Source organism: Bizionia sediminis (assembly GCF_042684585.1).
Lineage (GTDB): Bacteria > Bacteroidota > Bacteroidia > Flavobacteriales > Flavobacteriaceae > Algorimicrobium > Algorimicrobium sediminis.
In genome coordinates this window covers 64,948-77,312 of record NZ_JBHULS010000005.1, presented here as the reverse complement: position 1 = coordinate 77,312, position 12,365 = coordinate 64,948, and the positions used below count along the sequence as shown (strand labels likewise).

Here is a 12,365-nt window from a genome sequence, read left to right as displayed (position 1 = left end):
TTTCAAACTGCAAATTTCCTCCTAAAAAGACTACTCACACACTCATTCATACATAAACAAAAGACAAAAAGTCCCACTTTTTCCAATTCACTATATATAGAAATGGAAAAAAGAGGACTATTTTATCATTTCATTATCACTAAAACTATAAAAGTCATCTTTAGTTACTATCAAGTGGTCTAACAGTACTATATCTAAATACTGACCTGCCTGTTTTAGCTTTTGTGTTAATTTTTTATCTGCTTCACTTGGCTGAAGATTTCCTGAAGGATGATTATGAGCAATGATAATGTTTGAAGCATTACATTTAAGAGCTACGCTAAACACTAATTTTGCATCTACCACAGTAGCAGAAACACCTCCTTTAGAAAGCGGATAAACACCTAAAATTTGGTTACTCCTATTCATCATTAAAATCTTAAACTCCTCTTGTAATTCTATAGTAGAATCACTCCAACAAGCTCTTATAATATCATAAGACTGCTTACTATTACTTATTTTTAGTCTATCACTCCTGTTATTTGAGTATGAGACACTTATTTCTGAAATTTTCATATTTTTAAATTTAGTTTCCTAGGAAAATAATTATCAATTTACTTGCATCTTAATTTTGGAACATATACCTTTGCCAAAGAAGTTTCTTTCTGAAACACTTCAGAACAATTCTTCGCAAAAAGTATATAAATATGGTTAGAGGGGAAGAGCTATGAAGTTTCTTTCTTTTTGGTTCTTTTTCTTTCTTAAGCAGAATTAAAACCTATTTATACTATCTTATTCTTACCTTCAAGATTAATAATATATCCTTATAGTAATAGTGTAAACTAACTACAGCTAGACTATCTTTTATTTATGAAGGTATGAGCAAACAAGTATAATAAAGTAAGGGTATTTTAAAACTCAAAAAACAAAGCCCAATCTATTTACATAGACTAGGCTTATATTTTTACTCTGCATGTTCAAGAATACCATTTTTTGAAAACACATCAGAGTTTGCAATAACATTCTGCTCATACTTTACAGCAGTTTGTTTTGGCTTTACAGCATCTTCTGTAACATACACCCATCTGTGGGATAATGTTATTTCCTCCCCTGTTTCCTTTACAACATATTCAAAAGGCTCACAGTCCTCTTTAATGATGCTTCCTGGCATTTCTGTGCCAATAAGTCCAGTACAAGTTTGTTCATCAAATGTACTTGGGATAAAAGCACGCTTTGCAGTAGCGTAGAAGTTACCTGTAGACTTGCTTAATACCATTTCAATTCCTCCTTGCAGTTCCAAAACAAAGAATGAAGTTCCATCCTCTTTTTGTCTCTCTTTGTAGTTTACGATTCTAACCATTGTTCTAAAATTTTTGAGTTGTAGTACACCACACAGAAAATCAATCTTCCATAGAATATAAATTACAGCTATCAACTTGAATTTATTTATCCTGCTAGAAAATTATCTTTACTATATAAGTGGTAGGGGGAAGTTCCTCCTGTGAATCAGTAGGGGTCATTTGAGTAAGGTACTCAGCTCTCTCATATAGCATCCAAAAAATTATTTTTCAAAAATTTTTTATATCAATAATTCTAGTTAGATTTAGACAATATTTGACAAGAACTAATTTGACTACCAAATGATACTCTCAGAATTACTAAAATCTAAAAGGGAAACTAAAAACCTATTATTGCGAGAAGTAGCTTCTATGATAGATACAGATACTGCTTTAATAAGTAAAATTGAAAAAGGAGATAGAAAGCCTACTAGAGAGCAAATAGATAAATTAGCTATTGCACTAGATATTGAACATAGTAAACTTTTAAAGTTATGGCTTAGCGAGAAAGTATATGAAGATGTAAAAGGGGAAGAAGTTGCCATAGGTGCCATTAAAATAGCCTTAAAAAGAATTAAATCAGAAGAAAAGAACTAACTGTATGCCAACATTAAACTGGATAGGAAAAGAAAAAGTAATAAACCATCATCAAGATGTACCCTATAAAACATTAGAACCCCAATATACTTTTACTAATGGTAAAGTGAGTAAAGCTGCTACCTCACAAAATAAAATTATACATGGTGACAACCTAGAAGCATTAAAAAGTTTATTGCCAGAATATGAAGGTAAGATAAAATGTATCTATATAGACCCACCATACAATACAGGAAATGAAGGTTGGGTGTATAATGATAATGTAAGTGACCCAAAGTTAAAAAAGTGGCTAGGGCAAGTTGTAGGTAAAGAAAGTGAAGATTTATCTAGGCATGACAAATGGTTATGTATGATGTACCCAAGACTTAAATTATTACATAAACTTTTGGCTGATGATGGAGCTATTTTTATTTCATTAGATGATAATGAACAAGCAAATCTAAAATTAATCTGTGATGAAATTTTTGGTATTGGGAACTTTGTAGGAGATATAATATGGCAACATAGTATTCAAGGAAAAAATGATGCTAAAAAAATATCATTACATCATAATCATACATTTGTTTATTGTAAAAAAGATTTTCAAATAGGCAGATTAAAAAGAACTGATGAGCACAATAAAGCCTACTCTAACCCTGATAATGACCCTAATGGAAAATGGAGGTCTGGGGATGTTAGAAGCCCTAATTTAAGAGAAAATTTAATCTATGACATTATCACACCATCTGGAAAAAAGATTAAAGCACCTGATATAGGTTGGAGATGGAGTAAGGAATTAATTGCAAAAAAAATTAAAACTGGAGAAATCATTTTTAATGATGATGAAACGAAAATAACAAGAAAAATTTATTTAAATCAGCAACAGGGTAGAGTGGTTGAAAGTATATGGTTTGGAAAAGATGTTGGAACAACAAGAGATGCTAATAAACTCTTAAAAACAATTTTTGATAATGATGTTCCATTTGATACACCAAAACCTATAGAATTAATTGAAAGAGTTCTTGAAATTTCTACTGATAAAAATTCAATTATTCTTGATTCTTTTGCAGGCTCAGGTACAACTGCACACTCAATTCTAAACCTGAACCAACAAGATGGTGGTAACAGAAAATTCATTTTAGTAGAAATGGAAGACTACGCCAATACCATTACTGCTGAACGTGTAAAAAGAGTAATTAATGGCTATGGAGAAGGCTCTAAAGCTATTGAAGGTACTGGTGGAGATTTTACATACTATGAGTTAGGAGAACCTTTATTTTTAGATAATGGCTTTTTAAATGAAGATATTGCCTTAGATAAAATACTAGAGTATGTTTGGTATAGTGAAGCTAAAACTCCTTTTACTAAACCTAAAGAAGATTATCTACTAGGTGCTAAAAATGATACTGCTTATTATTTCTATTACCAAAAAGACAGTATCACTACTTTAGATGAAAGCTTCTTAAGGTCTATAAAAACCAAAGCTAATCAATACATTATTTATGCAGATAATTGTTTGCTAGACCAAAGCATTATGGATAAGTATAATATTGTTTTTAAAAAGATACCAAGAGATATAACTAGATTTTAGAATAATTATGATAGAAGATATTTATTTTCAAGATGAAGGAAAAGTAAAAATACTAGCTGCTTCAGTAGGTATCAGTAAAAAAAGATGGATTGCTATAACTGAAGATGAAGATGATGGAGGCAAGCATAGGGAGAAAATGTCTGAATACAGGATAGACCATTTACCTATTATTCCAAATAATGGTGTTATCACTGAATTCTACAAAACTAAAACTCCAGATAATTTTACAGAAATAGAAAAAGAGCTAATTTCTCATGAAGATGTATTACCCATAGATACTACAATTGACACTGTAATTGATAAGTTTTGTAAAGAAAAAAAATCATTTTATTTTTTGAGTTTTAATAAGGAGATTTCTGGCTTAATAACTATTGGGAACTTGAATTGTAAACAGGTTCAAGTTTATGTATTTAGTTTAGTATGTGAATTAGAAAGAGAGTTAGCTATATTCCTCAACTTTCACCTTAACAACGATGAAATTTTGAAATGGCTTAATGAAAAATCTGAAGGTTCAGAAGAGAAGGAGAATAAATACTCACAGATAGTTAATACCTACAATACTCTAGCAGCACAAGGTTTAGAAAACATGCTTACAGAGCATCTTTTTTTGGTTGATTTTTTTAATATTATTAAAAGTTATGGATTACACAATGAATTGTTATTGTCAAAACAAGTTTGGAAATCTTTCAGTAGTATTAATGAATTAAGAAATAAAATAGCACATCCTACAAGAAGTTTATTAGACAATTCTAATACTATTAATGACCTTGGAAAAAGACTATTAAAAATAAATGATTTACTGTTTAGATTAAATACATATAAAAAAACTAATAATTTGTAAAACAAATAAATGGAATTAAAACCATACCAACATAAAGTAATAAAAGATTTAGAGCATTTTTTGTCCTATACACAAAAAGAGGCTACACCTGCTAAAGCATTTAATCAATATTGGGAAGATAAGTTAGGTATACCCTATACCCCACAATTAGATGGTTCTTTTACAGGTATGAAACCTTATAAAGATAATATTCCAAATGCATTACATATAGCCATAAAAGTGCCTACTGCTGGTGGTAAAACATTTATTGCTTGTAATGCTATACACACTATAAACAAGCATTTTTATCAAGGTAATGCAAAAGCAGTTGTTTGGTTAGTCCCTTGGTCTAATTTATTACAACAAACAGTAAAAAACCTTTCAGACTCTAATCACCCATATAGAGAAAAGTTAAATAGTCTATTTGGTAACAGAGTTGAAGTGTATGAAAAAGACCAACTCTTACAAGGTGCAAATTTTAACCCTACTTCTGTAACAGAACAACTCAACATTTTTGTTTTCAATTTTAGCAGTTTACGTATAAATTCGAGAAAGAAAGATGATAGAAAAGTATTTCAAGAAAATGGTGCATTAGAGTCTTTTAGAAACACTATTGTAGATAAAGACCTTGTGTTGCCAGATACAGATGAAACTGCTTTAATTAATGTTATAAGAAGCCTCAACCCTATTGTAATTGTAGATGAAAGCCATAATGCTGAAAGTGATTTAAGTGTTGAAATGCTGAATAACTTAAACCCTTCTTTAGTTTTAGATTTAACTGCTACTCCAAAAGAAAACAGTAATATTATTTCTTTTGTAAATGCATTGGCTCTTAAAAAGGAAAGTATGGTAAAGCTTCCTGTTGTGGTTTATAATCATCATAAAAAAGAAGAGGTTATAACTAGTGCATTGCACCTACAAAGACAGTTAGAACTACTAGCTATTGAAGAAGAAAAGCTAACAGGAAAATACATAAGACCTATAGTGTTATTCCAAGCTCAATCTAACATTAAAGGGAAGAACAACACTACTTTTCAGAAGATTAAAGAGCAGTTAATAAAAATTAAGATTCCAGAAGAACAAATAAAAATAAAAACAAGTGGCATTGATGAGCTAAAAGGTATTGACCTAATGGCTAAAGACTGTCCTGTTAAATATATTATTACCGTAAATGCTTTAAAAGAAGGTTGGGATTGCCCAAATGCATACATTTTAGCATCATTAGCAGATAAATCTTCTCCTGTGGAAGTAGAACAAATTTTAGGTCGAGTTTTAAGACAGCCTTATGTGGTAAAACATAAAGAGGCTTTATTAAACATGTCTTTTGTGTTAACGGCTTCGGCAAAGTTCAATGAGACCTTAGATAGCATTGTTAAAGGTTTGCAAGAATCTGGTTTTAGTAAAGATGATTATTATGCAGAAGAAGCTCCAGAGGAAGAGTTAACTCCAAATGAAGTATTAACTCAAGATTTATTTGCAGAAGAACCTAAACCTGATGACTATGTTAAATCTGATGAAGATTTTGATGTGGAAGCTATTGCGTTTAATCCAGAGGAAGAAGTTACATTAGATACTATTAGTCAACAAAACACTTTAGTATCTCATATTACTGAAAAGGCAAAAGTTGAAGGACAAACTTTTGAACAGAAAGTAAATGATATTGAGATTGATGATACCACTTCTATTTTTACAGATATTATGAAAACTGCACCTAAAGTTTATAAATTAGACTCCCAATTTAAAGAAGTTGCAACTACTATTAAATTACCTCAATTCTTTAAAAAAGTGGAAGAAGGAGAACTTGGAGAGGTTAGCCTATTTGAGGAATTAAATTCTGAAGACCAATACCTTAATAAGGTAAGTTTACTTGATGGTTTTAAGTTATCAAATTATAGCACACAAGTTACTTTTGATGATATTTCTAAAGAGATATACGCAGTAGATTTTAATGAGCAAAAAAAGACTGCTACTGCTCAAAAAGTAAGTAAAAGAGCTAAGGATATTCTTGTAGATACAATTCTTTCTAAACCTAAAGAATCTCAAATAAATCAAATAAGTAGTATCATAGTTTCCAAATTGGGAGATATGACACCTATATCTCAACAAGAATTACAAAAATATGTAAGTCGAGTTTTTGACAACCTCTCTAGTGAGCAAATAAGGGACATAGTTGATAATGATTTTATCTATGTCAAAAAGATTAGGGATAAAATTAGCGAGTTAACTAATGATTATGCTAAAGAACGTTTTAAAGTACTTATAGATAGTAATAAGATTATTGTAAAAGACAATTTTGAATTTCCTGAAACATTAACCTTTTTAAACCCTAGTACCACTATTGGCAAATCTCTTTATGATAGAGAAGCTAGTATGAACAATTATGAGCAAAATATGATTATGGAAGTGGCTTCACTTGAAAACATAGTCTTTTGGCATAGAAACCTTGAAAGAGGTAAAGGGTTTGCTTTAAATGGGTTTAGTTCTAACCATTATCCAGACTTTATTCTTTACACCAAAAAAGGAAATATCATACTATTAGAAACCAAAGGAGATGTCTATGATAATGATGATAGTAGAAATAAAAATATTTTAGGTAAGACTTGGGCTGAAAAAGCAGGAGATAACTTTAAATACTTTATGGTATTTGAAACCAAGCAAGTAGAGAACACTTATACTGCTAGGAGTGTGATTGAGGTTCTTAAGGGATTATAATAAAGAAGCAATTATCTTAATATTATTAAGAATTAATTTTTCTTTTTAAGACTTCTAATACAGGTGCATTTTTCACATTCTCAGGAATTAATATTTTATCTTCCGTTCTTATTGCTACACTATCAATTTCATTTAACGAAATTTCCCAAGCATTCTTTATGATTAATTCTTTTTTCTCAATCCCTCTTGTTAAATCTGGTGTAAACTGACCTTCACTATTAATATATGCCGGGTATAGAATATAAGAATTAAACTTCTTATAAAATTGAATAAGATTATCCAAATTTTTTGAATCTGTTGCATTCAATTCATGAAACCTAGACGAAAAAAAAGAAACCTCTCCATCTATTTTGGGCTCTATTATGTTACTACAAATATGAACTCTATACCAATGAGGATTGTCTTTGTTAACTCCTTTTATAATAGATATTCTAATTTTTTCTTTCTCATCAATCTCACCTAAACTATTCCTCCAACCATCAAATATTTTTTTTGCAGATTCAAAATCTTCAAACAGAATGGTTAAACCTAACCTTTGATTTCTATCAATTAAAAAGCCAAAAGCCCTCCATTTGGCAATGTCCCATAATGGACTATCAATTACAGAATGTACTTTCCTTTTATTATGAGGAGTATTCTTAAAATTAATTTCATCCTCTGAACTATCCTTTACTTCAATATCGAAATCTTTTACTATCCAATTAATTGGTTCTTTTCTTAAATCATCATAAATCTTATGTTTTTCTTTTTTATACCAGTCTTCAAAAAATATTTTTGGCTCTTCACCATAAAAATCTAATACAAAAGCCTTATGGTTAAAGGCTAAAGAAACTCTTTGATAAATTTCCTCCTTTTCAAAAAGGTCTTTCAACATTTTTTTATAGTCATCAATATAAAAATTTCCATATAAAATTTTGGCAGTAAAATCTAGGGTTCTGTTCCATAACTCATCTCTAAAATTGAATTCGAAAAAGTTGGTTTTGTTAACTTCTAATATTATCTCATTGGATAGCTCTTGTGGAATCGTATCTAAAATTTCTATTGATTTATTTTCTTTTAATAATATTTTAATTTCCTCCGTTAAAGGCAATATACCTTCAAATGATGTAGCCAAAAAACTTTCTAAAAAGGCTAGTATGGATTCAGCTATTATAAACAACTCTTTATCCTTAACAAAAGTAACATCAATTCTAGCTCCTAATATTTTTGACTTAAATGTAACCTCTTCTTCATTTAAAAAATCTGTTTCATATAATAGTTGTTTTTTAATAGGCTGACTTATAATACTAGACATAAAATCATCCAATTCTTTTTCTTTAAACTTTGAATCATTTACTGAATTAATCACTTCATCTGTATGTCCTAATACATACAGTATTGAGTCAGCTGAAAACTCTAAACCTACTCCTTCAAGGGCATTTGGGATTTTTTTAAATTCATTGATATTTACTTTAGAATTTAATAGTCGACTAGCTAATGATAAATCTAAAAAAGATAGAGTATTATCCATTTCTTTTTTAGTATCAATTTCAACTTGTCTAGATATAACATCTATTAACTCACAAAAAGAAAGCAAAGAAGGTATTCTACCTAACAGAACTTCGTTTTTGGCTAACTCCATAGCTATATTATACGTTTTCTTATTAAGATACCCTTCTTTAAACCATGTTTTTAAAGACATAGATGAAGCAAAAAGTAAACAGTTATTAGATGCCCAAAGCAGTCCTAAATTTCTGTAACAATTAGATAGTACTCTAAGGCATATAATTAGAGTTTGTTCGCTTTCTTCTTTAGAAAGCTTAACTATAACTTTGCCTAAATAAAATATTGCTTCATTATATAAACCAGCATCATATTTATTAATTGCTCTTTTGATAAATACATCACTAGCAGCTAACTCAGAATTTCTATTTTGGTTGATTCTAGCTAACTCATCAATTAAACAATCATACTCTTTGCTTTCAGGAAATAATTTACCATAAACCATTATAGATTTATAAACAGTATCAAATGGGTAAGACAAATGACCTTCTATACTAGACAGAATTTTATTTAAATCAGAAAAAATTATCTCACAATCTTTTTCTTCTTTAAAATAGTCATGTATCAAAGAAAGTTTAAGTAGTGTTTTAGCAGTTAAAGCAGCTGTACGATGATTACTGTCTTTGGATTTTGTCAATAATAAATCGTACAAGTGATTTTTCTCATCCTCAAACTTCAATAAACTGCTTACTTCCTTCTCATGAGGCTTTATTACTGTAAATAAAGTATGATATAATTGAATTGAATTAATGTTAGAATCACTATTAACAAGCTCTTTTACTTGATTAAAGTTCTCTACAAAGGCTTCAAAGTCATTAAACCAGAATAATGAAGTCCATGCTTGTTGATAATATATTCTACAGAGTTGATTATTATTATTTAATTTTTTAGCTAACCTTAATGCTCTCAAGAACTTCCCATCTATAATCTCTCTAGATTCTTCAATCTCTCTTGATAAAGTTGCACTTTCTAAACAATCTTCAATAAGCTGATAGTCTATTTCAAAATATCTATTGGGACTTAATATATTAGCCTCTAATTCTTTAATCCTTTTTTTTCTCTCAATATCATTTACTCCTTGGACACACTCTTTATCGTTATATTCATTTGACATTCCTAAGGATTCTACCGCTAGATGAACTAAGTCATTATTAATTATCTTCTCTATAATCCACTCGCCATCTAAAATAATAATTTCAACACCAAATTCTTTACCAAATTTATCTTGTACATCTTTCTTTTTCTTACTTGATATTTTACGATTACTAATGAAATAAATTTTAGTGTACCCCCTTTTTGTTGATAAAATACTTTTTATATCACTCCTTAATTTACCTCTCCAATCTTCTTTACTAGATATAGCAAAAGCCCAGTTCTCATCTTTTTTCCATCCATTTTCTGGTATATACCATTTACTTGAAATACTTTCTGATACTGGATAAGTTTCAGTATCAGTCTTCCCATCTCCACCTCCAGTTGGTCCAACTTGAGGTATTAAATTTGGGGCTATAAATCTTTCAGAAAGTTTTCTTGCTAAGGACTCAAACTGGTCTTGTTTTTGGTTTATTGAAATACTTTCTATCTCATAAGCTAAAGTCTCTTTTGGTAATTTTACTTTATAAATTATTTCTGAATCTGAAAAATATTCAGGTCTTAAATTTTTATAAAAATCATTTGGGGTTTTTATATCAAAATTTTTAATTTCCATTTAAATGTAATATCTATTATAAGCTAGAAAGTTAATAAAAATAACCCAACTTCTAACTAAAGAAGTTGGGCATTACTCAACTCAAAAACCAACGATGTTTAGAATCACCATTGATAGCATTAGCCAATCCTTTTGTAAAATCAAAGGCATTGACATTTCTTGATAGAAAAGAATCTATATAAGAGCTCTTATTAGCTCCCGTGAAGAGATTATATACATTCCAAAGGTTAATATCTCCATTCTCGTTTCTACAAAAGCTATCATCTAAATAATAGTCTTTAGCTACTGTAGAAATCTGTCCATCATTAAGCATTAATTCTGGAATTAGAGTCTTTTCCTCTTTAGGTAAAAAGTTATATAATCTTGCTCTACCTATAAGCTGAGCAAATTGCTGTTCAGTTAAATTATGCTGTGATAGCTGCTTCATATCCTGTAAATGGGATTGTGCACTATACCCCTCTATTAAGTCCATAATTTTAGACTGTAATTCAGAATAGTTTCCTACTCGCATTTCATCTTGATAACCATCTGTAGAAATACATAGGTTACAACACACCATATTTTGGAAACCAATAAAGAACTTGAATTTCTCATAACTTTTCCTGTTATAAAGATTTTCTTGATTGTAAGCTCTAACACCTCCAACAGTTAATGACACATCATGACCATTTATGTTTTCTGTAATAGATGGTATTCTAATGATAAATGCCATTCTTTCAAAATACTGGGTTTTCTCATGCTCTAAAAGCTCCTTTACAGGCTTGTATATAGCATCAGCAGTTCTGCCTTTAATTTGATGAGAAACTCTAACTTCTGGCACTTCTATTGTATGATGAGAAAACACTTTACCAACACAGTCTTGTGCTATCTCTATAAACTCTTGATGTGCTAATGTTTTCTCATTATCTTTAGAAAACACAGGTATAATACAATCATGCTTTAAAGTAGAAAGGCTAACCTCTTTTGTGTTAGCCACTATAAATGGGTTATGTGGATACACTTTATTTTCTGAAGGTATTTGCAAAGGATGCACAATTTCAGGAATACCTTCAGGATTATTAAATGCTCCATTACGTTGCTTGTTAAGCTCTGCTACTGATACTATTTCCATTTTGACTAAAATTTTCTGGTTTAACTAATTGTTCTAACTGGTCTTTTTTAGCTTGATACAAAGCTTTTAATGACAACTGAAAACTTGGATGCTCTTTATACAGTTCCATTAACTGACTAACAGACAAACACTCTTCTATTCGCTGTTTTACATCTTCTTCTTTTACAGGTGAAGTACACCATTCCAAAATCCGTTTACCTGTAGAAGTATTAATCATAAATTCAGGCTTTCCAGAAAATAGATTAGTTCTGTCTTTACTCGCTATTGCAAAGTGTTTTATATCTATATCAAATACTATGGTAAATTCATAAGATACATCATCTCTTTGTACAGCTTTAAGTCCAACTTTTTCAGGAACATATTTTCCATCTTTTTGTTGCAGTACATAGTCCTGCTTTGTTCTCATTGTAGCTATAACATGTGCATCACATTGTAAAATCTTATTGATAAATGCTTTTTGTCTTGGTGTAACTTTGTTCCAATTAGCAAATGAATTCCCTGGTAGTTTAGAATGGTAATCTAAAAGCTCATCCCATACTTGAGAGATGGAATCTAATATAATCACTTCCATCCCTGCTTCTTCACAAACAGAAATAGCTTGAATGAATTTCTCTGGTGTATAAGGTGGTTGTAATGGTAATACATTGTAGTTACCTAAATGAGCATAAAGGTCTGCTGAACCATTCTCTGTATCTATTACAGCCACTTTATCTAATTGGTCATTAGTTAGTCCTTTAGCCAATAAAAGAGAGCTTAAACTCTTGCCTGAACCTGATGAACCTTGCAGAGCCATTTTAATTTTTGCTTGTTGTCTTTCTGATTTTCGTAATTGCATAATTTATGTTTTTGAAGGTTAATATTAATTTGAATTATTTTTAAGTTGAATCTGAATAGATTCAGTATATAATGAAAAAGACCCTCATAAAATGAGAGTCTTTAATATGGTTTAGAAAAGTCCTTATTTTTCCTTATTCCTATATAGTAAATTG

The 12,365-nt window shown here is 29.9% G+C and carries 9 protein-coding genes; 4 read left to right on the top strand and 5 right to left on the bottom strand.

The genetic code is table 11. The features are described from left to right. Positions 1–117 precede the first annotated feature (117 nt). Positions 118–555, bottom strand: coding sequence for a JAB domain-containing protein (locus tag ACFSQP_RS11255; protein ID WP_376894502.1), 438 nt, complete (start codon positions 553–555; stop codon positions 118–120). Positions 556–943: 388 nt separating this feature from the next. Then, a complete protein-coding gene (locus ACFSQP_RS11250; RefSeq protein WP_376894499.1) occupies positions 944–1,414 on the bottom strand; it encodes a hypothetical protein in 471 nt (156 codons plus the stop codon). Positions 1,415–1,619: 205 nt separating this feature from the next. Between ACFSQP_RS11250 and ACFSQP_RS11245 the strand changes: the two genes are divergently transcribed. From ACFSQP_RS11245 to ACFSQP_RS11230, 4 genes are read left to right on the top strand one after another with little or no spacing between them, the layout of a single operon-like run. Next, on the top strand, positions 1,620–1,913 hold the full coding sequence (locus tag ACFSQP_RS11245; RefSeq protein WP_376894496.1) for a helix-turn-helix domain-containing protein: 294 nt from the start codon (positions 1,620–1,622) through the stop codon (positions 1,911–1,913). A gap of 4 nt (positions 1,914–1,917) precedes the next feature. Next, positions 1,918–3,483: a site-specific DNA-methyltransferase gene (locus ACFSQP_RS11240; protein WP_147678668.1), complete on the top strand. Its 1,566-nt coding sequence runs from the start codon at positions 1,918–1,920 to the stop codon at positions 3,481–3,483. A gap of 7 nt (positions 3,484–3,490) precedes the next feature. After that, positions 3,491–4,324 carry a hypothetical protein gene (locus ACFSQP_RS11235; RefSeq protein WP_147678667.1) on the top strand — a complete coding sequence of 278 codons (834 nt, stop codon included), beginning with the start codon at positions 3,491–3,493 and terminating at the stop codon, positions 4,322–4,324. Between the two features lie 9 nt (positions 4,325–4,333). Further along, positions 4,334–7,015: a DEAD/DEAH box helicase gene (locus ACFSQP_RS11230; protein ID WP_376894492.1), complete on the top strand. Its 2,682-nt coding sequence runs from the start codon at positions 4,334–4,336 to the stop codon at positions 7,013–7,015. 25 nt (positions 7,016–7,040) lie between these two features. Here the strand turns inward: ACFSQP_RS11230 and ACFSQP_RS11225 are convergent, their stop codons facing one another. The 3 genes from ACFSQP_RS11225 to ACFSQP_RS11215 all read right to left on the bottom strand — a co-directional run bounded on the left by ACFSQP_RS11225 (position 7,041) and on the right by ACFSQP_RS11215 (position 12,211). Continuing rightward, complete coding sequence (locus ACFSQP_RS11225; protein ID WP_376894490.1) at positions 7,041–10,265, bottom strand: hypothetical protein; 3,225 nt, start codon at positions 10,263–10,265, stop codon at positions 7,041–7,043. A gap of 76 nt (positions 10,266–10,341) precedes the next feature. Then, the gene (locus ACFSQP_RS11220) at positions 10,342–11,376 is read right to left on the bottom strand and encodes a DUF3871 family protein (RefSeq protein ID WP_376894487.1); all 1,035 of its coding nucleotides are present in this window, start codon (positions 11,374–11,376) and stop codon (positions 10,342–10,344) included. After that, positions 11,348–12,211 (bottom strand): AAA family ATPase, encoded by an 864-nt coding sequence (locus ACFSQP_RS11215; RefSeq protein WP_376894485.1) that lies wholly within the window; start codon positions 12,209–12,211, stop codon positions 11,348–11,350. The genes ACFSQP_RS11220 and ACFSQP_RS11215 overlap by 29 nt, the downstream gene beginning before the upstream one ends. Positions 12,212–12,365: the final 154 nt, after the last annotated feature.